The sequence below is a fragment of the Butyricimonas hominis genome (genome assembly GCF_014287455.1).
GTDB lineage: Bacteria > Bacteroidota > Bacteroidia > Bacteroidales > Marinifilaceae > Butyricimonas > Butyricimonas muris.
The window spans coordinates 724,314-747,673 of sequence record NZ_JACOOH010000002.1 but is presented as its reverse complement, the minus strand read 5'-3'; the positions used below and the strand labels follow the sequence as shown (position 1 = coordinate 747,673).

Genomic DNA, 23,360 nt, shown 5'->3' with positions numbered 1-23,360 from the left:
TGCACAAAAAATTAGATTCCTGTCGCTGATAACTCATGTCTCCATTACTGCAGACCATGCCTTTTGCATTGAGATAAACATCGCCGTGAACGACTCCATCCTCGTCCATGTAAATGGGATAAACCGGATTGTCAAAACCGACTGTGCATCTTCCTTCCTTGAAAAGGAACATGTGTTCCGACTGACCACGCATCCCGAAAAAAAGACAAACCAGACAAACGGGAGACTACCTTTTCGCGCTCTGCACTTTTGTGGAAACGGTCGTCGCTGAGTTCGAGCATGTGTCTGCCAGTATCTTCGACCTTCTCTGTCTGGTAATCATACAGAGCGCAACAGGTTTCTACGAAATCAGGGGAAATGGAAGACAGAGAACCATTAGTGACAATGTAGAAACGGGCAACATGGATTCCTCGATGTTTGAGGTTAGAAAGAAAGTACCGCATAGCCTTGACATTGAGAGACGGCTCACCACCTGTAATATTGATGTTGTGAACCGCACGAACACGGCTTAACATATTCCGAATATAGGCATGGCTGATGTCGAGTGTCATAGCATTGCCACGCATACAATGTGAACACGCCATATTGCAACGGCGTGTCACTTCAATGCTGAAATTCCTGATATAAACACTATCCATAAATATTAATCTCCTGAAGATGATTGGTTACTATCATAATCTTCAAACAGTGCGAGTCCTGTATGTTCCTCACAATGGTGACACCAGTTGTTACCTCTGTCATCTGTCCCCAAGAAATCTACAAACGTATTGTCTTCATTAGGGTTAACCCATGCAAGAGTTTCGACATCCGATGAACCGCACTCCTCGCATACCCACTCCGGTTCGTCAGTATCAGGCAGGAATGAATGAATACGTAACCAATGCACTATATCCAACATACTTTCGAGTAAAAGAGTGTCGAATGGAATATCATACTCGCTGCTGTATTTGTCATCAAGAGTACACATCAGTATGTCGTCCGATGCAAGATAAATATCGTACAACATGGCACTCTCATACCCTCCGGCTGTACATACCATACCGTTCTGAAAGACTACTGCAGGAACATCCTCATACATATCTGCGGAACTATATTCCATATGGTGGATACCCACATTCTTATAGCAAGTGCCAAGACATCCTCCAGCTCTGACAACGGCCTGACGAACCAATGCAACAAGATGCCACCGAATGGTTTCGCTCTGAAGCAGATAGGAATCTCTACGCATACGGGAACGTAACTCACAAATGACATCATCGTGTACAATGTCAAACAGTGAATGCCCATTATGAGCAAGGATATACTTGTCATTGTCGAAGCCATATCTTGCGGATATTACCTTACAAAACAACTTATATTCTTGTTGGGCTAATTCCTGGATATTATTTTCTTCATAAGGTACAGGGAAATACAACGGCTGCATAAGTTCTATAATCTCCCGAAAAAGCTGTTGCTTACTAATATTCTCTAAATTCATAAAGCATCTGATTAATATATTATACAAAACATTTAACTACCAAAACTACCTGAGAAAACGAACCCAATAGCCAAGATCATCAAAGCACTCGTCGTTGATATAGGACAAAAACTCCTCGCTGTATATCTCATAACAGGGTCTTCGTCGTTGGAATTGTTCTCATAATCGGAAATAATATCCTCGTCAGATACATCACGGCTAAAACGGCTAACGGGATAAGCATATACTGAGTATTCGCCAAGACAACTTACAAAGTCAAACTCTGGCTCAACCAAGTACAGCAGACGAAGCAAACTGTCAAGACAAATATCTGAAAGGCTTTGCTGTTCCTCGTTGTAGCAAGGATATGTTACTAAACAAAGACCGTTGGTGAAAATTTCGGTGAGTAAAACACGGGTAAGATTATTTTCCTTTTCTATACAACGCTCCATAACAAACACCGGCTCGGACTGAAACCTGCGATTTTTACGACACAATACCGACACGACAATAGAACGAATTTTTTCTGTTTGTTTCAAAACACTCATAACAATAATTATTTTAAAAATTAATAATCAAATTGTTTATTCCCTTATATTCCAGCTTATTCTGCCCGGAGGGATTTGTCTATTTTTCTGCCTAAAAGATTGCAATAGAATGAAGACAAGTGTTTCTTGAAAAATACTCTCCAGAGGAGGAAGATTTTTTAAATGAAAAGCGAAGCATCACTTGGCCAAAAATTCAAGTGCAAGCTAACTTTGCAGATAAAATGACATCACCCAACGGGCAATAACGGGGCAAAATGCAATAAAGACAAAAGAAATTAAAAGGGTTCTGAAGGGAAGTAGAAAGGGGCTAAAACAAAAATATTACCCTATTGCGGTATAATCAACATGAAAGTTATGCCAATATCCGTTTTCCGTGTCTCTGTCACTTAAAATCAGCAGCGATGCCATAGAATTACATTATTATATATTTATGTAAATGTATAATTATATTTTTAATGAATTATATATTTATATAATTATATTACTATACCACGTTATTAAGATAAACAAAAAGCAACACTTATATAATATGTAATAAATTATATATATGTTATTTATAAGCTAAAATATATTATACAATTATATAATAAAATAAAAAGACATTTATATAATTATATAATAGAATATTTTGAATTTAAAGAACCTTTCACTATCTTTGCAGAAGATAGAAACTATATAAAAGGAGAAGTATGGAAAATAAAATTGTAATCTTTAGCAATATAAAAGGAGGTGTAGGCAAAACCACCCTCTGTGCGCTTTTCGCGAGTTATCTTGCAGAAAACGGAGTGCCTGTAATCACGATAGACGCAGACCTCCAAGCCTCACTCTATCGTCATCGCCAAAGGGAACAGGACGTGGCTGCAGATGTAAAGGCTCCATGGAACGTAGATTTGCTTGATACCGCAGACAGCAAGCAACTGAAAAAGGTGATGGAACAACTTAAAAAAGTTCCAGGTATCGTCCTTATTGACTGTCCAGGAAACCTGAACGACCGCAATCTTGAGTACATCTACAAGAATGCAGATACTGCTATAATCCCGATTTCATTTGACCCAGATACTGTAGATGCGACCGGAATATTCATCAAAGCATTGAAGAGTGTATCAAAAGCCAATCTCATATTCATCCCCAATCGTATCATTACATCGGAACGCAAGTCAGAAGAATTGAGACAGAGAGCGCAAACCATCGAGTTGCTCGGACTGGTAGGCACCGTGATGCCGACGGTAAAGCAAAGTGTAGCCGTAAAGCGATATACGACATTGTATCCTTTGGAAAAGACACAGCTTGACATTGTAGAACCTGCATTCAGAAAAATCATGGAAATAATTTGAATAAAACTCAAATGATATGAAAAAGAACGAAAGACCTGCGATAGATAACCCATTGGCAAGCATAGGGCTTGATCAAATAGTACGCGGAATAACCCAACCAGAGGCGCCGAAAGAAAAAAAAGAAAAGCCTAAAACGGAAGAAGCGACAAAGGCGGAAAAGAAGCCTAAAACCAGAAAAAGAAGTAAAAAATTCTTCGAGGAGAATCTAGCAAAGTACACTGGCTTTGGTGAACAAGGAGTAGCAGTATGGTTGCCTAAAGAGGTAAAAAAGGAACTAGAGAAAATACGTATTAACTCTAACCGCAACATTCCTATCAGGACACTTGCTTCAGCTATAATCATGACATACATCGAAGAGAATAAGACAAAGTTTGAGAACCTATAATCGACTTATAAACAACACATAAGACAATGATAATATTTATGCAATTATATATTTATATAAATATTTAATTGTATAATAATATAAATGTATAATTAAATAATTAAACCATGGAAGTTATAATAGTAGTAGCAGCAATATGGATATTTGCCAAGATAGTAAAAGCCCTGCTAAGAGGCTACGGGAAAAGCAACTTCAGGGACGACAGATGAAATAATATAAATGGAATAAGAGACTTCTAGGCACGATAAAAACCTGCGTTAAAACTGTACAACATTGAAAAATCAATGCTGCTAAACTATATTTGTCCTCTGCAGCATTGATAGAAAATGACGGTTGCACGTATGCAGCTGTCCAAAGCATTATGAACCTGTTCCCAACATCTCAGCCGCATAGCGTCGAATCTGTTCCATTGTCAGCCACTCCGGCTTTTCATCGGCTTTAAAACTCTCGTATAGCTTGGTCATAAACTCAATCTGAAGAGCTTCGTCGCCAGCCCACAACCCTTTGGGATGCCGCTCCTCATAATGAAGATAATAATCACAATCTGACTGCAGACGGGATAATAGCATATATCGGAATCGCTTGTCACGATTGACAACATCAGCAAGTGTCACCCGACCGTTTTCCTCTGTAGGTATTGTACGTGTACTCATATTCTTGTAAATCAATCTGTTACTTCATAAAAATAGTCCAACTCCTCCCCTTTAAGGTTTTCAACAGCATATAAGTCTGCCTTTTCCCATAGGCTATTATACAGTGCTGCAAACTCAGGGCATGTATCATGATATTGCCATATCTTATGATTAAGTACCAATATCAACTCTGTTAGATACTTGTAATGCTCTTTCCACTCTTCAAAAGCACGGTTGAATGTGTCTTGGATAGCTGTCAAACCAAACCTATCAGCTATTGAAAAGTCTTCCCAAAATGTTGTCTGCAGCTCATAACCGTTCTCTTGCATAAATTCTTTGAATGTCATAACTATATTTTTTAAGTTGTTTCATTTCCCTCTGGTCGGCTTCCTTGTAACGGAATCCGCTTCGGGTTTTATGGTGCTTTCCGGGGCTGACGATGAAGCCCTTTCCGACGTTTTTTCTTGTCAATTACACTTCGCAGAAGGAAGAATTTGCAAGAAATGCACTTCAAAACGACGGAATCAGGCGCGGCAGCCCATATTTGCACCGATAAAACCAATGCGATAACGGACAAGAAAGTCTGACGGAAAAGAATACTGATACCGGGGAACGATAAAAAAGGACGATGGAAGCTAAAAAGGGATTCATCTATATATGGTACTGTATGGTACGAAACGAGTAAAAGAGGGTAAGAAATGACATGAAGTCCCTATGTGATACTATAGGATAAAAATGTCGGAACGATCATTGCAAGTCGATAAGTACACTACAGCAAAGCCTGCTTCTACATCAATCTGCGGAGACTACTGCATCACTTCGTGAACCGGTAAGAGTGGTTTCTGAACAACGTGACTACCAGTATCTCGCCGATAAGTAACGGCTTCTCGGTGAGATACCGTCGTTTATCGCCAGCTCACTGCCCAAACATTTGGGAAATACTGCGTCCAACAAGTGAAATGCAAACAAGATGTTATACACGGTGGAACAAGCCAACCAAAGGTACACGACATAAAGAGAGAGGACGGATTCTCCGCCCTATTCCCGTTCATACGACACCTTTCTGAATCTGTTCCGAGTAATCATTGCTTGAGGTTGCAGAGTGGAACCCATACCGCATTCTCCCCAAAATCCTCGATACCGCTCTCATCTTGAATTGGCTCGTTCAAACTATAGAGACCATCGTTAGACTCGTCTTGAAAAAGGTATAGTTGTGATTCCGGCCAGCCAAGCGGTTTGAAATATCTGTCCGACTCCGGTTGTTTCTTAAAATGGGCAATATAATCGTATTCGGAAACATAACGTGCACCATTGTCACTGCTACCAAACGAAGGATAACCGATATATTCTTCTTCGAAGAAAGACGTGTCGTCAGGAAACTCAACCAGAACATACAAATGTTCATGCCACTCCTGCCCGCAACCTTCACAACGAAAAGTACCTTTCTGCCCATCGAGACAAACATGCCGGCTGGCGCAAACCGGACATTCGGGGTAACGCGGAAACTCCAACCCTTCGGCGATAATTTCCATGCTTGACCAAAAAAGCTGCTCGCAGTAATCATTTGCCATTTTTTGAGCCAATCTACGCATCTGAGCATCTGTAACGGAACGCGTATCGAAGCCGTAGGTCTGCAAATCCTCCCTGCTGACGGAGGTAATAGGAAAGAAATCATCTTTCAACCGCTGCAGGAGAGCCTGCTCTTCTGGTGTTATCGTGGTCTTTGCCTCGAAATACGTCCGCAAGTCATCTAAAATTTGTTGTACCATAGTTTACTAATTTTTACATTTTGCTTTTTCTGCCCTCTGGTCGCATTCTGGACCGAAGGCTGATTATTTTTCTGCCCAAAGATTGGCAAGCAGTCCGGTCAAGGATGATGCGAAAAATACACTTTCAGCGAAGTGGAAAGGAAGATTTTTCAGCAACACGCTGAAAGCAAACCTTGACAAGACGAAGAGAAGGCAATCGAACTTTGCAGAGAAAATAACCAGAGTTCGGAAAGGAACACACATCGAGGAAGAGGAACTATAAATATCAAAACTGGTTGTTCCTATACTATAGGAGTTATAAAAGGAGTATCACAAACATTTACTACGGATGCTACTGTTTAACATAAGCCAACACTTATATCAAAACAACATCTACTGTAAATGTTTATTGCCTCCTAAAAGAGATTTTATGCTCTTATAATATTAAAAATGGCTTGAAGTATTTTTTTACAGCCTTCCTTTTTGTATTTTTGTTGCAGAAAACTAAAGGATGGCCACAAATGAAAAAACCCGTTCTTGATGAACGGGTATATCCTTAACTTGGTTACGTGTTTTGACAACAGAGGCTTTACCAAGCATTACGATACAAAGATACGACTTTTATTTGAATATGCAAAATGAAATATAAAAAAGTAGTCAGATTATATTCCAATTCGAGGGTCGCCAAATATTACAGGGCGACCAACCGCAACAAAAACAAGGCAGTCATGCTCTATTTTGCCAACATGAAGATAGCACAAGCGTTTCATCCGTTACTGTCTTCATTTGAAGTTATATTACGTAACCAACTGCATTATGCGCTGGCACACCATTTTTCCGATGGTAACTGGATCATCAACCAGAAAACCGGATTCATGATTGCTCCTTCTCTGACATATACGAACAAGCGGACAAAGAAAAAAGTTACCAATGACTATATATTGAAAGAGGTTCTGAAAGCAGAAAAGAAAATTGCCGATCGGGGTGTCAGGGTTACGACTGGGAGAGTAATAGCTGAACAGACCCTGGGCTTCTGGAATAGCTTTTATGAAACACACCACTATGCGCTTTTGGCAGGTGTACCCTGCCGGATTTTCAAGAAACTGCCTCCCGGATTCGGACGCAAGGAGATTAACGATATTATAGTACAAGTTCGTGAACTGCGTAACCGCATCAATCATAATGAGCCGATATGTTTTGTAAACAGAAAATGTGATTTTTCTTATGTGAAGGGTATGTATACGATAATCAGTGATTTTCTCACATGGATAGACCCTGAGATTATGCCTTCACTAAAAGAGGTAGATAAGGTATGCAAAATCATAGAAAAAGAAGAAAATAAACAAAAACAATGACTATGTAAAAGAAGCATTTCTAAGGGATGTTGGCTAAAAAAGGTACATACGGAGTTATCCGTAAAACCCAACGAACGCCGCAATATATATTCAAATATAGTTGCGACGTTCATTCGTCTACTGTGATCAAGCTTTCTTGCGCCCTCTTATCTTCCATCCGTACACTTTTGCCACATGTGGGTAAAGTGAACGCGTTCTGCGTCTGAAGCCTGCTTCGTCAATCTTGTTGTTATAAATCATTTCTGCAATCCGTTCTGCATCGTCTTCGTCCTTAGCGATGCGATAAAGAGTATAGTTAGTGCCGTCATGGTGCGACATACGTCCTCTGATATTATAGCCGTCTCCGTACCATTCCACAATCTCACACTGACTATACAGGATATTGGCGATATTATTTCCTAAAATCTGATAACCTTGTCGCCGTCCATACCAAAGTCCGAGGTCGCCAAATACAACAATAACACCTTCGACAGACTTGTTGAGATTACAGCGTTCGTCTTCAAGCTCTCGCTGTAGTTCATCTGCTATATCCTCATCGGTAAGGACATAGGAATCATCGCCTAATAAATCACGTTTCCATTGCTGCATTTCTGTTTTAGCCTGCTCGTCAAATTCTCTTTCGCTTGACCAAATAAACATCTGTTTCATCCTACAATAATTTAAAAGTTTAAGATTGTTGTTCATTTCCCTGCTTTAGAGGTCTAATCTTGACCGGCAGGAGATTGAATTTACGTGCCAAGAGAAAGGAGAAAAGAAGTGAACAAGCCAAGGAGGAAGCGAAAAAGTATATTACTGTATCATTTGCGTTAAGAAATGTCAGCGAAAAAATAAGTTGATGTTTCTTAATACAAATGAAGAAGCGCATTGACGGTTCACCTGCTCCTTAAATTCGCACGTAGAAATTCAATGGGTGACGGTCTGACTTCTAGTAGGAACAACAGATAAAAAGGAAGAAACAAATCAAGTTAAAAAAAGCGACCCGAAGGCCGCTTCCCTGTGGGAGGCAGGATATTATTTCCTGCCTTTTTTCCCTTTTGGAGCTTCCGTAGGAGCTTCTTCTTCCTTGTCAACAGCTGGATAGAACTTAGTGGCCACCATTATAATGCGATTTCTCTTGACACCGTCCTTGTCTGTCCATTCCTCAGGCTTAAAATAGCCCTCAACTGTGAGCAGTGTTCCCTTGGTAAGATGCTCAAAAGAAGAGGTGTTCTCGTTCTTTCTCCAAGCCTCGATATTCATAAAGGCCGACACATAGCTGCTGTCATCGCCAGACTTTTCCTGACGGCTGACCGCTATGGAAAAGCGGGCGACACTTGCGGTGGTAAACTGACGGATTTCTGCATCCTTTCCTACATAACCTGTTACGATGAAGTTGTTCTCGATCTTTTTCATGATTAATTGCTTTTAGAAGTTAAACATCAATTTTACGTTGCATCAAAAAGTAGGTGCTGATTTAGGGACAGGCCAAGGATGGAGCGCAAATACTCTTTATTTTGGCTTTACGACAAACCTGGGCTTGATAAAGGAAGATTTGTGCAAACACGCCATTGGCAGAGGCCATAGGCCGCTCCCGGCTGCACACTATCTTTGCATCGGAAAATGATGACTACTTCGCCCAAAAGCAATAATAAAAAATCGAGTCTAGACAACGAAGACAGGTAAGGGAATGAATGGTACAAAATCCAATAACACCTGCAAGAGACATAAGACCGATAAGCGGCAGACGGAAAGGATGGCATGGCAGCAAGCATACGGCCATATAGTATATGGGCACAAGAAACAAAGAAGAACACCCAAAGGATCAGACAAGCGGAAAATGCTACAGTGGATAGAAGCCCATAATTGGAATATGGACAGAAGGGCAGCGACGGAACGCAATTGGTGGACACAAAATCAACTGTGACATAAAGAAATGATCAGAGGGGAGAAAGGAAACAGGACATGCATACTCCTTACAAAGTCACAGCCTACCACAACTACAAAATTGAATTAAAAAGGGGACACAGCCAAAAGAAATAAGAGTACAAGAGGAATAGAGGATTGTTAAAACAGTCCAAAATGCAAAAGTGCAAAGTGCAACCACACTAAAAGTAGAAAAGGAATGGAAGTATTAAAAAAGGATTTGCCTGGATGTCTCTTCTTTGGGAGAGTTGGTCTGGCAATTGGATTCATACTCCTCCAGACCAAACAAACCAATTCAGAACTGGACCATCAGGACCCGATGCTCAAAGATCTTATTTCTATCACTTGGTTTACGCAAACATACCCAAATATGATGCTTGCCAAATCCATATATGAAATATTCGTCAAGTTTAGATGTATGCTTCAATTTTTCCATACTCGCACGAAGTTCCGCTTCATTGGAAGACATAAGTATCACATTAATAATCCTTAAATATAATGCCGTAGCTTCATCGCTATACTGGCAAAATATATGTTCTATTATCACATTCATTTAAACTATTGATTTATGTTCAAGATTTTGCTCCAAATCCGGAGCGTCATTTATAACTGCCAAGCCATCAACATTATATATCTCCATAGTGGGACAACCGCCATTCTCATTAGGAAATATACGTTCGGAAGTATCACGAAGAACTTCGTTTCTCTCCAAATGAAGGCGTGAATCTATTATATTGGTTACATCTTCACATTTCCAGGAACGTATGATAGCTACTGCTTCTTCATAGTTTTCCGCTTCAACAGTAAAGTAATCGCGCTCCCAGCACGTAACTTTACAATCTTGATAGAATCTAAAATTGTCCATATCATAATATATTTAATCAGTCATCAATCGTAAATCGTTACTTCATCACGGTATTCAACAATCTCCTTACCGTTGTCAAGCTGGACAACGACTCTGAGCCCAAAATCGCCCACAATTGTTCCCTCTGTATAACCTTTGTACGCTTCGTGTAGAGTGCATCTTGCACCAATGATTTCAGTCTGTTCTTCATTTTCAAACATAATATTTAGTTATTAATTGTTATTGTTTCCCTTTTGTAGTATCAACTACTTCGGGATTAATTAAAATTCGGGTGCTTGAAAGGTGTTGTGACTATTCATGCAAGTTTTCGTGAACAAATACGACCTCGAATAGAGTGTGGAGATTTGTTCAGGAATCAAAAAGACCTGAACTTGCAATGCAATAATGTCATAACAAATACCTTTGCACCACAATTTTATTCATAAAGCCCGAATGTCAATTTACAAAAACATAATGAAACGGTAATCATACTTGATTTAGTATAAAAGCCTTGCCGACCAAAAAAAAATAATCATTAGGTTTAGATTAGAACTTGATTAGATATACAAAAAACCAAACTAAACTTTAAGCTATACAGTAAAGAAAATAAAGAGGGACAAAGAGAAAAAACGGTACTACAAATCACGAGGGACAAAGGGACACATTGCCACAAATCCATAAATCTCAAAAATGAAATAGTATTAGTGTTTTCTTTGCAGATTGTCTCCATTTTTTTGTCCCTCGTTTGTCCCCCAGCATGAAAAATTGCTAAAATCATATTTGATTATCAATATGTTATGAGTTTATAACATATATTGCATCGGCAAATAATGGCTTAGAAACAGCCGTAACCAATTATAACCATTTAGAATAAAGTCGATGTATATCAGTGACTTTTCTATTTTAACACTTCCCAAACCGTATTTGGAAGTAACGGATTTTATCCATATTTTTCTATCATATTTCTACTGCGACGGAGATTTACGGTTAACCCGAATGTCACAGTGACGCATTAGTTGATGTGTGTTGACAGTGGTTTACATGTGTTGACAAAATCAGGCATAAAGATTATTTTCTTCGGTAATCTGGACATACTCGTAGTCCATTTGCCTAAATGTGGTTATTAGTCCAGCTTCCAATGCCGCTTCGCTCTGTATTGACATATTCATATGCCCTGTTATGGTATTATTACTTATTTATTCCAACTTGCAGTATTCTGATACCTAATGCATTTTCTATTTCTTGTTTTCCATCGTTTCCTTTCCTTTCCTTCTCCTAAAGCGTTGTCTATCTTTTCTTCAGCTATTGTATGCATCAAAAATACCTTTGCCTTATTTGGTAGGTAAAGGTACTATAAATAATTGAGATAGCACAACTTTCAGGTTGTCAACTAATGCTCTATTCTAATTTTGGAAAAACATTATGCAATACATCACGAGCATTTTGAGAATTTCTTAAGTATTCCAATGCTTTCAAATTATAAGATGAAATACCTAATACCTTTTCAATAATAGAATGAAGACCTTTGTTATTGTATAGCATAATAACTTTTGCATAATTGCTGGTCTTAATCACATCATCTAATTCCTGCAATCGTATATTATACCATTCTTCTATTTTGATTTGTTTTACGAACTCATTAAAATTCACCTCGACTTCAGTTTTGTCTTTTCCATTCCGCACATGAGACTCATTAAAGTTATAGTTAATTCTTTGGATTAGATACGAAGAAATTTGCTGTTCTTTATTTCGAGTTAATAAAGCTAAGATTTGTGTTTTAATGCTATCTATATCGCAGGTTTCATGTTTATATTCGGCAAAACCTTTAATAAAATCCTCTATCAGAAAGAGATTTTCTATTTCTGCAACATCATATGAATAAATATTCTCTGCTGCAAGTTTATCTAACTGTTCTTTTGTCCTAAAATCTCGATCTATAATACCGTATGCCACAGCATATTTGTTACTTATTTTATTATAAGCTTTTGTATAATTAATTACATCTTTACACGAAGCAAGTGGAGTTATCGTAAAATTCGGAAACAACAATTCTATTATTTGCCTATCCAAACTGCCTTGTTTGCCCTCGCAAAATAGTACTTTTTTTCGACTACCCAATATTTTCATCAACAATGCTTCTGGTATTTCAGAATCAAAAATTGGTTCAATTTCCCAATTTTCAAAAATACCAGAAGTACTACTGCTGTAGGATTTTAACCAACGTTTGTTAGCTATTCTCGTAGAAGCAAAATCTATATCATGGGTTAAATATATAAACATACAATCTTTACGCTTTTCCTCCAATATATCCCACAGTTTATTAAGTATCGCTTTATGCAAATGCATCTCAGGCTCGTCAACGATAATCAAAGATGATTCTTTAGCAAGCATGACACGTCCGACAACATAAAAAATAACACGTTCTCCATCGCTCATTTTATATGCAGGATATTTTTCGTCTCCACACTCTATCTGAAGATTACCTAAATTATCACATAATAAAGTTCTATGTTCTATAAGATGGTTCCAAATTTCAATAACCTCATCTATATTACTTTTAAAATCATTAAGATGTATAATATCTCCTTCTTGCGCATTTGAACAAAAATTATTTCTTCTTTCTAATCTCTCAGAAATTAATGCAGAAACAAGTATTCTTAGTTCTTCACTATATTGCTTTGATAAAGAATAAGGATAATCATCATTTTTTTCTGCCTTAAAAGTTTGCTTATCATCTAAACAAACTTTCTGACGACTCTCATAATCAGCAAAAGCTGATTTATATGTCGGAATACTATTGTATGTCGGAAACACTAGTAATTTTTGAGCTGGAATAACAATACCATTATCTGTTTTTTCTAATTGTTCTCTTATTGAATTTGCAAATGTAGTCTTTCCACTGCCATTCGCTCCTATAAGAACCACATTAGAACTTGTAAAACCAATCGCTTTAAGTAAATAAAATGTTTTACTCACAAAAAAGCTCTTAACGAATACGTTCTCTGCCAAATCACGGTATTTCTCAAAGTTGTGTAATTTCTGAAGTTTATTTTGATGCGTTCTCAGCTTCTCCACTTCTAAAGTTCGTATTAAATTTGCTAAGCGGTCAAATAAAGATTCCGGTATCTGATCTTCCACAACACTTTGTTTCATATCAACAAATAGGTTCATCAAACGATCTTCTGTACCAAAATTAACACCATCTTGTCTATACTCATCTAGAAACGCTTTCATGAAAGCCAAATCTTGATCAATCAAATCCAATAACTCTTTCTTGTCCATATATATCACACTCTTATCAGAGATAACTTATCTTATCAACTCGACAACATTTTCAGGAAGCATTGCATCCCCAACATCATCTTTCGGAGCGTTCTTAAGGAACAGCATTGGAACGATGGTGTAATTCTTGGCAAATGGTAACAGATTAGCTTTACGGAGAAGTTCGGCTGTTAACTGTTTGCCATTCTCCTGAGTTGTCCATTTGCATTCGCCAACTAACAGATACTTTTTATCAAGCGATTCGGCCATTACATCGAACTCGACCTGTTCCGGCTTTTTATCCTCATTGAGAACAGAACCCCACCAGCGTTTTGCCTTGCCATAAACTACTCCATTAACAAGATTTCCTGTGACAGCATCCCGACACAGTTTTTCCCATTGCATACTCACATACTCAGAGAAATGAGCAGTCAAAGCCTGTTCTATGGGTAAATGACGGCCAAGCTCAATAAACGAACGATTAGGAACAACAAACTGATAGTAAAATGCTATAAACGGATCGGCTATCTTGTAGAGGCTCTTTTTCGCATTCTTTTCATCAATACCGAATGGAACATCTTTTTTCAAGAATCCGAGATCGACAAGCTTCTTCAATGGACGCGACAGATTAGTTGCCGGCTCATTACATCGTGCTGCAATCTCGGAAAGCCGATTTGCACCAGTACCGATATAAGACATTATCGTTGAAGTCTTGACAATATCTTTAACGTCATCCTGAAACAGTTTTATCGGCTCTTCATAAAGAGTTCCATTTACAGAAAGGATATTGTGCCACAAGGCATCATCAAGCGAGTTTCTGTTTTCCCTCAGTTCCCAATAACGCGGTACACCACCCCATACGGCATACTCTTCAATGGCACTCATCGCATCAAGGTTCAAAGCCTCCTGAATATACGGTAAACGTATTGGTGTAAGTCGCATTATCTCATCAGCACGGCCATAGAGGGGTGCAGTAGAATCAAGGAACAGCCCATACATCATATTTTGCGACGAACCACAAAGCACAAGGTTATACTTCAACTGCTTCTCGTCAACAAGTTTCTGTAATACAGACGGCAATTCTGGAGATTGCTCCACAAGATACGGAAATTCATCCAAGCATAGAGTAAAACATCTGTCTGTTCGATAATTGACCGCACGAAATATAGATTCCCAATCCGGATATGTCAACTTATCAAAATCCGGAAACACTTGTGCAATTACTTTTGCAAGCAATATCCTCTGGAGTTGGCCTTCAGAACGGTCGGCAAGGAAATAAACATCCGTGTCCGACAACACCCTTTTGATAAGCGTTGACTTACCCAATCGTCTGCGACCATACATTACGACTAATGAGGACTTCTCTCGCGCAAGAGCATCTTGTAGCCGTGCAGCTTCATCTATTCTATCAACGAATTTCATGTATCTTATTTATTATGCAATACAAACATAATGTTTTTATCGCATAACACAAAATTTTAAGCTGTGTTTTTTATCCTAATAGAGCCCTCGACTTATGTGTAGGAAACATGAGTTTTATCCTTTTTTCGAGTCTCTTTTCCTTGTTTTTAAACTCAAATCTTGCAAAGCTTTTCCCAACTTGTCTTCTTTTGCCAGCCACAGAATATCATCGTCAAGCTGTAAAGCATAATGATGTATTAAAAGGGAAAATCTCAAAATTAGAAGAGGTGGCTAAAATCAATAAGCATTTGGAAAAGTGCGGAAAACAAGGTGATTTTGCTTTGGATAAATGCAAAAGCTATCATATTATTCGTAAGTACCATATATACCCGTATAACAAACAATATGTTATTTTGTTATATGGGCGCAAACAATTTCTCCTTACAGCATATATTCAAGATTAGTTTGGCTATTCAAATGAAAAGCAACTTTACTTTATCTCCATATTCATATGTACGAGTATTAAAGTAAACCTAACAGAGGGAGGGAAAGAGATGGCTTCGCTAACCCCGAGTCGAACTATACCTGAGCCTTCTCTTTTGGCTACAAAAGAATCCGAAATTCCAACTCACAAGACTGACAAAATTTCATATATGAACTTTTATTCATATTTTCGTCCTCTAAAGAAACAAATTATGGAAACATCAAAAACATACAATAGAACAATTAATTTATTAGATAAGTACACACAGTTTATCAAGTCTATTAACACCAAGGATATTGAGAACAATCTTACACTAGATAAATTAATAGAACTAAAATCAATACTGTCTGATATTAATAACATCATGACATTAATATCAACTCGTTCTATTGCGACAAAGATATCAGACATATTATCATTTAAAAATGAAGATAGAAAGCGGGTATTTAATGTTATTGATAACCAAAAGCCAAACACGAATGGGTTCGATATAAGAATTGACTCTCCTGTAAAAATATTAGTAGAAGTCAAATGTAATTCTCTAATTCACAACAAAAAATTTGGTGCTGCACAAATCAATGCAATTCTTGAAGATGCTAGAAAATTACGGTTAGAATCATCTCGACATATAAAGGCAAGTAAAAGTATTCAAGACACAAAAGATTATATTAAGATAATTGCTATTGTCAATTTTGGCAATAGGTCTGACGAAGATTTAACGTCTCAACTACTGAGAGAAACCAAGTGTAAAGAATCTACTAATTCTGCAAGAAAAGAACGAATGAAAGTGAAAAAGTTTTTAAAGCCATTATATTCACTATCACAAATACATGAAATAACAGATTTAGATAATGTTTATCTAACAGTTTTATCAATAAATGATCTAAAAACTGAGTTAGAGCGAATACGATGTGAATACTGTTTATCACTCAAATGCTAACAGAGGGAGAAAAGAGGGCGATTTTTCTCTTTTCCCCTCCGTTTGAAGATAAACTAAGGTTAAAAACGTTAAATCTTTGATTTTTGACGAAAAAATAAGTAAATTTTTGAAGCGTCTATCTTTTAAATTGTAAACTATTGATAATCAATATATATATATAATGCTGCGTCGGGAAATAACCCCGTATTATTAACGATCACCATAAATATTACAGTTATGAAAAAGTGTAAAATTACCGTTATGAGAATAGCTTGCTATCAAGATTTGATGGCAAAGTATGAGAATCCTATGGAACATGCTTGTGATATGAAAGAAGGACAAATTTTCATAGCTAATGGTTGGAAGAAGCCCGAAGGTATGTGCGATAGTGCTTGGGAGAGCATGTCTTCTTTTGTAATGACTTTAGCGCATGGCGGAGGTAATTTTTATAACGGGTGGATGAAAAATGAGAAATCAGCCATGATATCGTGCAATGACGGTTTTCGTCCTGTTAGTTTTTTGATTGAGGCATTGGAAGAAGAGGCCGAATGAGAGGTATTCAAATGGATTTCAAAACTAAACTATCTCGGCGTGTCGGAATGGATGATATTCGTGAGATACTTTTTCTTGTCGAGAGTGATGACGGTCAAAAGCAGAGATTGTATGACTTGCTTATCAGTGATGATGGGGTTATCGGTTACCATGCGGCGTGGGTTTTTACTCATTTTTCACCGGAAAACAGAAAGTGGTTGTACGGGAAACAGGATGAATTGATAGATGAAGTATTAGCTTGTAAACATGGGGGAAAACGGAGGGTAATTCTTTGTTTGCTCTATCAGATGCCACTAATGAATCCGCCAAGGGTGGATTTTCTTGATTTCTGTTTGGAAAAAATGATGTCGTGTCAGGAATTGCCGGGGGTAAGATCGCTTTGTATGAAATTGGCTTATGAATTATGTCTTTCAATTCCTGAATTGATGCAAGAATTAAAAATGGCACTTACGATAATGGAAGTTGATACATTACCATCTATGCGAACTGTTCGAAAGAATGTGCTGAAAGCGATGGGGAGAGGAAAAAGTTTGCAAACTTTCTGATTGAGCAATTTGTTAGTAAGCTAATTATCTTGTGATTGTCATCAGGGAACGTTTTCAAGAACGAACATATTATTCATTGCTTTTGTGCTTAATTATAGTTCTGTTATCAGTATTGATAACCTTTTCGGCTCAAATGCAAGTAAAATTTGATAAAGTCAGCTCAATTTAAGTCGATAAATTTACAAGAATATAGCTAACTAGAATAAAGTCACTGACATTCAGTGACTTTATTTATAATGTAAACGAGTGTGGTAAAATCACCGAATTACTCCACGTGCGTGTACCAACTATCGGAAAAATCAAGTTGATTTTCCCCGGCAAAAAAGATATACACGTGTGCCGTGCAGCCGATAGACTCGTCAAGAGTGAATTCCCCTTGCAAATCTCCCCGGCAGCCATTCACTTCCGGGGCTAATCGGGGTGAGCGTGTCAAGTTGTCGTACAAGACGCCAACTTGCATTTTGTCCGTTGCCGCCGCGGTTTTCCACTCTCTTTCTTCTTCCCATGTCACGAGGAAACGATTGCCTTCCCGCTTTATTTGTAAATCACGGGGCAATGCCAGTTTCCCCACGGTGAACACGAATCCCTCGAAGTCCGTGATTTCGCCTGTTCCGTCAAAACAACGGAAATTGGTCGAGTTGAACAAATTGGGGGCTATTTTCCCTTGTGCCTTGGCGGCAGTACGCCACACGGTAGGGGATACCTGTTTCATGTATTCCTTGTAAAACAGTTGTACTGCCTTGAAACGGGTGATTATCTCCTGTTGCTTGGGCGTGTGCCCTTCCACTTCCCATTTCCTTTTTTTCCCGGGAATGGCATATCGTTTGACGTGCGTTTCGCCATTCCACGTGTAATAAATCATGTTGCCTCTTCTGCCACGGATTTTGCCGTTAAAAAAATCGAATATTTTCATAATAAGATACTTGATTTTGTTAGTTGTCTTCATATTTCCTCCTCCGGTTCCAAGTACTGTGCTTGAGAAACTTCCGTTTTATCCGCCTTCGTTGCGAACGTGTACACGACTAAGTCTTCTCGCTTCACCCCATATTGCAGTGTCATGAACACGGAACCGTATTCCTTCCGGTTACGAAGCTGTATTAATTGCCAATCACCTGATTCTTTTTCCAACAACACGCCGTACACCAAGTCATCCGCGTAAGCATTTTCCTCGTCTTCCATTCCTGTTTGCGTGAAAACAAGCTTGTTTGTCATGCTGTTGTAGCTAAGCGTCACATTCGGAACAGCTAATGTTCCATTCGTGCGAAGCAGGCGTTTGTAGTCAGCCATAACCGTATCCTCGTCCGATTGCCGGAGTGCATTCGTGAACGAGAAGGGGAGTCCCGTTTCCGGAACTCCCTTTTCAACATTCGTCATGCTTCTTCCTCCAATTCTAAAAACTGTGACTTGGAAGCTTTCTTTTTGTTTGCACTCAGCGCGAACGTGTACACGATCAGGTTTTCTTTCTTCCACCCTTGCGGTAACGCTGCAGAAGTGGAACCTCCTTCACCTCGAACGCGAAGCTGCACCAATCGGCAAAAGCCTTTTTCTTTCTCCAGTAACACGCCATACACGAGGTCATCTGCGTTGCAATTCACCTCTTCCTCCATGGCTGTTTGCACGAAGGCAAGTTTGCTATTCGCGGCTTGATAGCTAACTGTCACATCCGGAACCACGAGTTGTCCATTCGCGCAGAGCAGGTGTTCGTAGTCAACCGTGATGATGTCGCCTTCCACCGTACAAATGTCCTTGTTCAGCTGATGGAATGCATTTCCCGCTGAAAGTCCCCTTTTGCGCTGCGGAAAACCGATAACGATTGCCGGTTGCAGATTTTGTGTTAATTCTACTAACATTCCGAACCTTTTCCGTTGTTCAACGGCGGCAGGAGAATCGGAACTTTTCCTCTCCGCACCTTTTCTTCTCGCGATATTATCGCTGTATCGCATATAATACGATACTTTACCTACGGAGCCAATAATGGCACCCAAAAGGTCTGTGAATATTTTAGCTATAATAAATAAATTTTAGCTATTAATACTACCGTGATAACTCATTTCCTTTAGAGCGGATAAACTGTTTTCACGATAAACAGCCTCAACGCCATTTAAGTAATTTTGAAGACAAGCAAACGGCACAAAGTAAAAACCGTTTTAATATCACGCAATAAGCAGTTATCGTCTTCAGTAGTAAATCGCCAAGTATTTTGCTAAAGGCAAAAGGGCATTTTGTATTGACTCAATAATATGAATCAATGTTGATGGAGTATTTTTCAACGTGGCAAAGATCAATAAAAATAATCACATTGCAAAGAAAATCTGGTATTATTTTAAAAATAAATTTTCCAATTTCCCTTCTAGTAGGTCGAAGTATTTGATTACGTGCATCGAAGTCCGTATCGTGGTAAAGAGTTTTTCCGGGGAATTATACGCGTGATTGATTTGGGAATATCCCGGATTTTTCCTAATATTGTGTCGTTAATAAATAAGTCAAACCAAAACGTCAAGAAGGAAGAAACAGACATTTGAATTTGAAAATATAGTAGAACGAACAGGATATTATTTTACATTGCAAAATCTGGTACATTTTCAATTACTACGAATAATAAGCCGAATCACGTTCCACCCCCGTTTGGGCGTGGACTGTTTTCGCTTTCGTAGTGAGAGGTTTACCAGAGCCTTGCAATGTAGGAAGAGTCAGCAGTTTCACGCTCTCTTTATGTCCTTCCACTTAGAAACGTTATAAACAGTACCGGAAAGTTCATCTAGGACAGCGGTTTTGCAATAAATTACTACTTTTGTTACACGGCTACCCCGATGAGCGTTTGATGGATTCTGAAAATTGATTACATTTGTATAATTATTCGGGATAATACCCGGGTAACGAAAATGTGAAATATTTGAAGCGTTTAGTTTTATCCTTGTTTTGAAAATCGCCAATTTACGAAGCAGAAGGGTAAACAGTACAAACGTTCATGCTTGCCATATAGAAATCTACTCTATATTTGGTTTAGCGTGGGGTAGCTGTTTATTTCTGCAAAGGTGTTTGGCGATACCTCAAAACAAATAAACTGAAAGTTCCCACGCTTCTCTTTTATTATAAATTTACCACAGGGAACGTTGGTATGTAAAAATCGCAATTATGGCAACTAGAAAATGTCCTTACTGTGGTAAGATTGGTGATGCTAGAACTTCCGTGTGTCACTTTTGTAAGGGAAGGTTGACAGGCTCACCGGAATCTGAATCTAGGCAAGATCACGTTTTACAACTTCCAATGGTCTATTATGATTGGGGATGGGTATTATTACTGATATTTCTGATCGCTTTAGTAGTAACTAGGATTAAAGGTGGACTGGAAGTTACTTCTGCTTTGTTACTTTTTATAGTTGGGTGGAGATTTGCTTTGTTGGACAAGTACATATATAATTTTCAACAAAAAATTGGAGCGTTGAAAGCATTTCCTTGGTTTTATTGGTTGTTGGGTACGTTAATATTTATAACAGATGGAAGAATTTTGCAAGATGGTATCACAGCCATAGATGTACTTGTTATCGTATCAGGAATTGGAAGCATTGTCTGTGGTTTTATTGTCAGTTGGCAATTAATAAAATTCAAATATGACATTACTGGAGGTATAAAAGCTTTAGGGTACTTTCTTTTTGTAAGTAACTTCATTTCTTTTTTAGTACTATTTTTATTACTAGTACAATATTTTGTCAATGAAGACATTACCGATTTTGATAAAATTATACTGTGTAGTTATATATTTCTTTCTATGGGTACGATTCATTTTATTATGAATATTTTTTATAAAGCACGTTGTTACAACAATAATGAGTATTCCCGAACTACATTTTTATAACGAGTAGTTGATAATTAAGACAACATAAATGTTGTATGATTATATTATTTGAGAACGTTTAAATAACTAATAGCAATTATGGAAACTAAAAATTGTCCTTACTGTGGTGAAACAATCAATGCGGAAGCTTCTAAATGTCGTTTTTGTAAGGAATGGCTGACAGGCTCACCGGAAATATCGGTTTCTTCTGAGATCGAATCCCATTACAATCATTTATTGCAACTTCCTCAAGGCAGTTATTATTGGGGATGGGTACTAGTACTGATATTCTTAATCTCCCTCGTGGTAACCAAAATTGAAGGTGGACTGGATATTACATCTGCATTATTACTTTTCCTTGTTGGATGGGGATTTGTTCTGCTAGACAAATACATGGATAATTTCCAGCAAAAGATTGTAATATTGAAAATACTTCCTTTTTTTTATTGGGTAATGGGTGTATTAACTTTTATATCGGCTGGAAGTACTTTACAAGATGATACTACAATCATAGATATGATTACTATTGTAGTAGGGATAGGGAGTTTGGTCTGTGAGTTAATCGCCAGTTGGCAGTTAATGAAATTCAAATATGATATTGTTGGTGGTATAAAAACTTTAGGAATCTATCTTTTCATCATTAATCTTATTTTGATCTTCGTGTTACTTCTATTGTTGTTGTTATCTTCATTAAATGAAGATGTAACTGATTTTGTCGAAATTAACTTATGGTGTGGTATATTTTTTTCTGTTATTACAGTATTTTTTATTATGAACATTTTCTATAAAGCACGTCGTTACAACAAAACTGGGTTTGATGATGATGGGCATCCTCGACCTAAATTTGTACAACGAAATATTCGAGGAAGTAATAAAAAGGGGGTGGCTGGTTTTGTTTTGGCTCTGTTTGGATTATTGATAGGTTGGGTACCCGTGCTGGGGTGGATATTATGGATTCTAGGACTAATCTTCTCTTCTTTGGGAATGTCGAAACAACCTAAAGGTTTGGCTGTAGCTGGGTTTGTTATTTCTTGTATCGCTGTGATTATTATTATCGCTGTGAGTAAAAACTTACATTAGTTTTGGAAATTATCAATAATATATAGCTCATATTTTGTCATTCGAGAACGTTGATATTTAATAAATTGCACTTATGGAAATAAAAAAATGTCCTTATTGTGGTGAAACAATTAACGCAGGAGCTTCCAAATGTCGCTTTTGTATGGAATGGTTAATAACCCCCCAGGAAGAATTGATTTCACCAGAAATTTCATCTCACCATAATTATTTGTTGCAACTTCCACAAGGTAGTTATTATTGGAAATGGGGATTATTAATGATATTCTTGGTCCCTTTTATAGAAGGTGGGGCGATTATTGTATCTGCTATGTTTTCTTTTATGCTGGGATGGGGATTTTTCATGTTAAACAAATATATGTGTAACTTTCAACAAAAAATCAAGATGTTACAGGTACTTCCTTGTTTTTATTTGTTGATAAGTATACTAATATTGTTAATAAATAGAAATATCTCGGGAGGATTACTTGTTGTCATAAGCGAGATTTCTATGATATTGGGGATTGGAGGCATGGTCTGTGGGCTTATTGCTGGTTGGCAATTGATGGAATTTAGGCATGATTTTGTGAAAGGTATGAAAAGTTTAGGAATATTTATTTTTATAAGTAATCTCATCTTAATTTTCATATTACTATTGTCATTATATATGACAATTAATTACTGGAAATTATATAATGAAACGATATATTTAAGTGGTGCATTCTTTTTTATCACGGTACTTTTTATCATGAATGTCTTCTATAAAGCACGCCGTTACAATGAAACAATAAATACAGAAACGGATGAAATTGAAAAAACATGAACCTCGGGCATTATCATGTTAATGATTAATAAGGAAAAGAGAAACATTATTTTATCATCGATACAATCTTGTTCGTAGTGTAACGGCTATTTATAAATACAAAATAATACATTGAGATTATGAAACGCTATCTTGTTATTTTTATTTCATTAATGGTATTACCATATTTTATTTTCGCGCAGAAAAACGAAAAAATATATCGGAATAATATTTCGTTACTCACGTGTACGCCGCTTGTTTGTAATAGTTTGCAGGGTACACAAATCCTAATAGAAAAATAC

The 23,360-nt window shown here is 37.7% G+C and carries 27 protein-coding genes and 1 pseudogene; 10 read left to right on the top strand and 18 right to left on the bottom strand.

Going from position 1 to position 23,360, the window contains the following annotated elements; translation table 11 throughout:
* Positions 1-131: 131 nt before the first annotated feature.
* The 3 genes from H8S64_RS22755 to H8S64_RS06840 all read right to left on the bottom strand — a co-directional run bounded on the left by H8S64_RS22755 (position 132) and on the right by H8S64_RS06840 (position 2,004).
* The gene (locus H8S64_RS22755; RefSeq protein ID WP_366482479.1) at positions 132-551 is read right to left on the bottom strand and encodes a hypothetical protein; all 420 of its coding nucleotides are present in this window, start codon (positions 549-551) and stop codon (positions 132-134) included.
* Positions 552-643: 92 nt separating this feature from the next.
* Positions 644-1,099 carry a hypothetical protein gene (locus tag H8S64_RS06845; RefSeq protein ID WP_186975461.1) on the bottom strand — a complete coding sequence of 152 codons (456 nt, stop codon included), beginning with the start codon at positions 1,097-1,099 and terminating at the stop codon, positions 644-646.
* A gap of 410 nt (positions 1,100-1,509) precedes the next feature.
* The gene (locus H8S64_RS06840) at positions 1,510-2,004 is read right to left on the bottom strand and encodes a hypothetical protein (RefSeq protein ID WP_186975460.1); all 495 of its coding nucleotides are present in this window, start codon (positions 2,002-2,004) and stop codon (positions 1,510-1,512) included.
* A gap of 689 nt (positions 2,005-2,693) precedes the next feature.
* On the opposite strand from H8S64_RS06840, the gene H8S64_RS06835 reads away from it, so the two are divergent.
* A complete protein-coding gene (locus tag H8S64_RS06835; RefSeq protein WP_128129280.1) occupies positions 2,694-3,338 on the top strand; it encodes a ParA family protein in 645 nt (214 codons plus the stop codon).
* Between the two features lie 16 nt (positions 3,339-3,354).
* Complete coding sequence (locus H8S64_RS06830) at positions 3,355-3,723, top strand: hypothetical protein (RefSeq protein WP_186975459.1); 369 nt, start codon at positions 3,355-3,357, stop codon at positions 3,721-3,723.
* 359 nt (positions 3,724-4,082) lie between these two features.
* Here H8S64_RS06830 and H8S64_RS06825 read toward each other — a convergent pair whose 3' ends face one another.
* The 3 genes from H8S64_RS06825 to H8S64_RS06815 form a co-directional block, all read right to left on the bottom strand.
* Entirely contained in the window at positions 4,083-4,376 is a 294-nt protein-coding gene (locus H8S64_RS06825; protein WP_186975458.1) for an LPD11 domain-containing protein, read from the bottom strand.
* 11 nt (positions 4,377-4,387) lie between these two features.
* Entirely contained in the window at positions 4,388-4,702 is a 315-nt protein-coding gene (locus H8S64_RS06820) for a hypothetical protein (protein ID WP_128129282.1), read from the bottom strand.
* Positions 4,703-5,437: 735 nt separating this feature from the next.
* Entirely contained in the window at positions 5,438-6,100 is a 663-nt protein-coding gene (locus H8S64_RS06815; RefSeq protein ID WP_255469452.1) for a hypothetical protein, read from the bottom strand.
* 106 nt (positions 6,101-6,206) lie between these two features.
* Here H8S64_RS06815 and H8S64_RS06810 point away from each other — a divergent pair, with 106 nt between their 5' ends.
* Entirely contained in the window at positions 6,207-6,386 is a 180-nt protein-coding gene (locus H8S64_RS06810; protein ID WP_186975456.1) for a hypothetical protein, read from the top strand.
* Between the two features lie 355 nt (positions 6,387-6,741).
* Entirely contained in the window at positions 6,742-7,458 is a 717-nt protein-coding gene (locus tag H8S64_RS06805; RefSeq protein WP_008142193.1) for an Abi family protein, read from the top strand.
* A gap of 126 nt (positions 7,459-7,584) precedes the next feature.
* Here H8S64_RS06805 and H8S64_RS06800 read toward each other — a convergent pair whose 3' ends face one another.
* From H8S64_RS06800 to H8S64_RS06770, 8 genes and pseudogenes are all read right to left on the bottom strand, one after another.
* A complete protein-coding gene (locus H8S64_RS06800; protein ID WP_186975455.1) occupies positions 7,585-8,106 on the bottom strand; it encodes a hypothetical protein in 522 nt (173 codons plus the stop codon).
* 363 nt (positions 8,107-8,469) lie between these two features.
* Positions 8,470-8,850: a single-stranded DNA-binding protein gene (locus H8S64_RS06795; RefSeq protein ID WP_008142190.1), complete on the bottom strand. Its 381-nt coding sequence runs from the start codon at positions 8,848-8,850 to the stop codon at positions 8,470-8,472.
* Between the two features lie 805 nt (positions 8,851-9,655).
* A complete protein-coding gene (locus H8S64_RS22500) occupies positions 9,656-9,913 on the bottom strand; it encodes a DUF8466 domain-containing protein (protein ID WP_255469451.1) in 258 nt (85 codons plus the stop codon).
* Positions 9,914-10,225: a hypothetical protein gene (locus tag H8S64_RS06790; protein WP_186975454.1), complete on the bottom strand. Its 312-nt coding sequence runs from the start codon at positions 10,223-10,225 to the stop codon at positions 9,914-9,916. It abuts the gene before it with no gap.
* A gap of 23 nt (positions 10,226-10,248) precedes the next feature.
* Positions 10,249-10,425: a ribonuclease P gene (locus H8S64_RS06785; RefSeq protein WP_128129287.1), complete on the bottom strand. Its 177-nt coding sequence runs from the start codon at positions 10,423-10,425 to the stop codon at positions 10,249-10,251.
* A 1,177-nt stretch (positions 10,426-11,602) separates the two neighbouring features.
* A complete protein-coding gene (locus tag H8S64_RS06780; protein WP_186975452.1) occupies positions 11,603-13,486 on the bottom strand; it encodes a DUF4435 domain-containing protein in 1,884 nt (627 codons plus the stop codon).
* A gap of 27 nt (positions 13,487-13,513) precedes the next feature.
* On the bottom strand, positions 13,514-14,887 hold the full coding sequence (locus tag H8S64_RS06775; RefSeq protein ID WP_186975451.1) for an ATP-binding protein: 1,374 nt from the start codon (positions 14,885-14,887) through the stop codon (positions 13,514-13,516).
* 114 nt (positions 14,888-15,001) lie between these two features.
* Positions 15,002-15,115: pseudogene (locus tag H8S64_RS06770) on the bottom strand (transcriptional regulator); the annotation flags it as partial.
* Between the two features lie 446 nt (positions 15,116-15,561).
* Here H8S64_RS06770 and H8S64_RS06765 point away from each other — a divergent pair.
* The 3 genes from H8S64_RS06765 (at position 15,562) to H8S64_RS06755 (ending at position 17,366) form a co-directional block, all read left to right on the top strand.
* Complete coding sequence (locus H8S64_RS06765) at positions 15,562-16,290, top strand: hypothetical protein (RefSeq protein ID WP_186975450.1); 729 nt, start codon at positions 15,562-15,564, stop codon at positions 16,288-16,290.
* Positions 16,291-16,506: 216 nt separating this feature from the next.
* Positions 16,507-16,821 (top strand): TIGR04076 family protein, encoded by a 315-nt coding sequence (locus H8S64_RS06760; RefSeq protein WP_099292564.1) that lies wholly within the window; start codon positions 16,507-16,509, stop codon positions 16,819-16,821.
* 11 nt (positions 16,822-16,832) lie between these two features.
* Entirely contained in the window at positions 16,833-17,366 is a 534-nt protein-coding gene (locus tag H8S64_RS06755; RefSeq protein ID WP_186975510.1) for a HEAT-like fold family protein, read from the top strand.
* A 265-nt stretch (positions 17,367-17,631) separates the two neighbouring features.
* Here H8S64_RS06755 and H8S64_RS06750 read toward each other — a convergent pair whose 3' ends face one another.
* The 4 genes from H8S64_RS06750 to H8S64_RS22495 all read right to left on the bottom strand — a co-directional run bounded on the left by H8S64_RS06750 (position 17,632) and on the right by H8S64_RS22495 (position 20,090).
* Positions 17,632-18,279, bottom strand: coding sequence for a hypothetical protein (locus tag H8S64_RS06750; RefSeq protein ID WP_186975449.1), 648 nt, complete (start codon positions 18,277-18,279; stop codon positions 17,632-17,634).
* Positions 18,280-18,308: 29 nt separating this feature from the next.
* Positions 18,309-18,740, bottom strand: a complete 432-nt coding sequence (locus H8S64_RS06745) for a hypothetical protein (RefSeq protein ID WP_186975448.1) — start codon at positions 18,738-18,740, stop codon at positions 18,309-18,311.
* Positions 18,737-19,309 (bottom strand): DUF6266 family protein, encoded by a 573-nt coding sequence (locus H8S64_RS06740; RefSeq protein WP_222621150.1) that lies wholly within the window; start codon positions 19,307-19,309, stop codon positions 18,737-18,739. The genes H8S64_RS06745 and H8S64_RS06740 overlap by 4 nt, the downstream gene beginning before the upstream one ends.
* A 646-nt stretch (positions 19,310-19,955) precedes the next feature.
* A complete protein-coding gene (locus tag H8S64_RS22495; RefSeq protein WP_255302031.1) occupies positions 19,956-20,090 on the bottom strand; it encodes a hypothetical protein in 135 nt (44 codons plus the stop codon).
* 411 nt (positions 20,091-20,501) lie between these two features.
* Here H8S64_RS22495 and H8S64_RS06735 point away from each other — a divergent pair, with 411 nt between their 5' ends.
* The 3 genes from H8S64_RS06735 to H8S64_RS06725 all read left to right on the top strand — a co-directional run bounded on the left by H8S64_RS06735 (position 20,502) and on the right by H8S64_RS06725 (position 23,079).
* The gene (locus H8S64_RS06735) at positions 20,502-21,221 is read left to right on the top strand and encodes a zinc ribbon domain-containing protein (RefSeq protein WP_186975447.1); all 720 of its coding nucleotides are present in this window, start codon (positions 20,502-20,504) and stop codon (positions 21,219-21,221) included.
* Positions 21,222-21,299: 78 nt separating this feature from the next.
* Entirely contained in the window at positions 21,300-22,280 is a 981-nt protein-coding gene (locus tag H8S64_RS22390; RefSeq protein ID WP_222621149.1) for a hypothetical protein, read from the top strand.
* Between the two features lie 73 nt (positions 22,281-22,353).
* Positions 22,354-23,079, top strand: coding sequence for a hypothetical protein (locus H8S64_RS06725; RefSeq protein ID WP_186975512.1), 726 nt, complete (start codon positions 22,354-22,356; stop codon positions 23,077-23,079).
* The last annotated feature ends 281 nt before the right edge of the window (positions 23,080-23,360 follow it).

Excerpts from the sequence above, each read along its gene's own strand:
- H8S64_RS22755 (WP_366482479.1), bottom strand. The coding sequence starts at position 551 with ATGACACTCGACATCAGCCATGCCTATATTCGGAATATGTTAAGCCGT.
- H8S64_RS06845 (WP_186975461.1), bottom strand. The coding sequence starts at position 1,099 with ATGGAATATAGTTCCGCAGATATGTATGAGGATGTTCCTGCAGTAGTC.
- H8S64_RS06840 (WP_186975460.1), bottom strand. The coding sequence starts at position 2,004 with ATGAGTGTTTTGAAACAAACAGAAAAAATTCGTTCTATTGTCGTGTCG.
- H8S64_RS06835 (WP_128129280.1), top strand. The coding sequence starts at position 2,694 with ATGGAAAATAAAATTGTAATCTTTAGCAATATAAAAGGAGGTGTAGGC.
- H8S64_RS06830 (WP_186975459.1), top strand. The coding sequence starts at position 3,355 with ATGAAAAAGAACGAAAGACCTGCGATAGATAACCCATTGGCAAGCATA.
- H8S64_RS06825 (WP_186975458.1), bottom strand. The coding sequence starts at position 4,376 with ATGAGTACACGTACAATACCTACAGAGGAAAACGGTCGGGTGACACTT.
- H8S64_RS06820 (WP_128129282.1), bottom strand. The coding sequence starts at position 4,702 with ATGACATTCAAAGAATTTATGCAAGAGAACGGTTATGAGCTGCAGACA.
- H8S64_RS06805 (WP_008142193.1), top strand. The coding sequence starts at position 6,742 with ATGAAATATAAAAAAGTAGTCAGATTATATTCCAATTCGAGGGTCGCC.
- H8S64_RS06800 (WP_186975455.1), bottom strand. The coding sequence starts at position 8,106 with ATGAAACAGATGTTTATTTGGTCAAGCGAAAGAGAATTTGACGAGCAG.
- H8S64_RS06795 (WP_008142190.1), bottom strand. The coding sequence starts at position 8,850 with ATGAAAAAGATCGAGAACAACTTCATCGTAACAGGTTATGTAGGAAAG.
- H8S64_RS22500 (WP_255469451.1), bottom strand. The coding sequence starts at position 9,913 with ATGAATGTGATAATAGAACATATATTTTGCCAGTATAGCGATGAAGCT.
- H8S64_RS06790 (WP_186975454.1), bottom strand. The coding sequence starts at position 10,225 with ATGGACAATTTTAGATTCTATCAAGATTGTAAAGTTACGTGCTGGGAG.
- H8S64_RS06785 (WP_128129287.1), bottom strand. The coding sequence starts at position 10,425 with ATGTTTGAAAATGAAGAACAGACTGAAATCATTGGTGCAAGATGCACT.
- H8S64_RS06780 (WP_186975452.1), bottom strand. The coding sequence starts at position 13,486 with ATGGACAAGAAAGAGTTATTGGATTTGATTGATCAAGATTTGGCTTTC.
- H8S64_RS06775 (WP_186975451.1), bottom strand. The coding sequence starts at position 14,887 with ATGAAATTCGTTGATAGAATAGATGAAGCTGCACGGCTACAAGATGCT.
- H8S64_RS06765 (WP_186975450.1), top strand. The coding sequence starts at position 15,562 with ATGGAAACATCAAAAACATACAATAGAACAATTAATTTATTAGATAAG.
- H8S64_RS06760 (WP_099292564.1), top strand. The coding sequence starts at position 16,507 with ATGAAAAAGTGTAAAATTACCGTTATGAGAATAGCTTGCTATCAAGAT.
- H8S64_RS06755 (WP_186975510.1), top strand. The coding sequence starts at position 16,833 with ATGGATTTCAAAACTAAACTATCTCGGCGTGTCGGAATGGATGATATT.
- H8S64_RS06750 (WP_186975449.1), bottom strand. The coding sequence starts at position 18,279 with ATGAAAATATTCGATTTTTTTAACGGCAAAATCCGTGGCAGAAGAGGC.
- H8S64_RS06745 (WP_186975448.1), bottom strand. The coding sequence starts at position 18,740 with ATGACGAATGTTGAAAAGGGAGTTCCGGAAACGGGACTCCCCTTCTCG.
- H8S64_RS06740 (WP_222621150.1), bottom strand. The coding sequence starts at position 19,309 with ATGCGATACAGCGATAATATCGCGAGAAGAAAAGGTGCGGAGAGGAAA.
- H8S64_RS06735 (WP_186975447.1), top strand. The coding sequence starts at position 20,502 with ATGGCAACTAGAAAATGTCCTTACTGTGGTAAGATTGGTGATGCTAGA.
- H8S64_RS22390 (WP_222621149.1), top strand. The coding sequence starts at position 21,300 with ATGGAAACTAAAAATTGTCCTTACTGTGGTGAAACAATCAATGCGGAA.
- H8S64_RS06725 (WP_186975512.1), top strand. The coding sequence starts at position 22,354 with ATGGAAATAAAAAAATGTCCTTATTGTGGTGAAACAATTAACGCAGGA.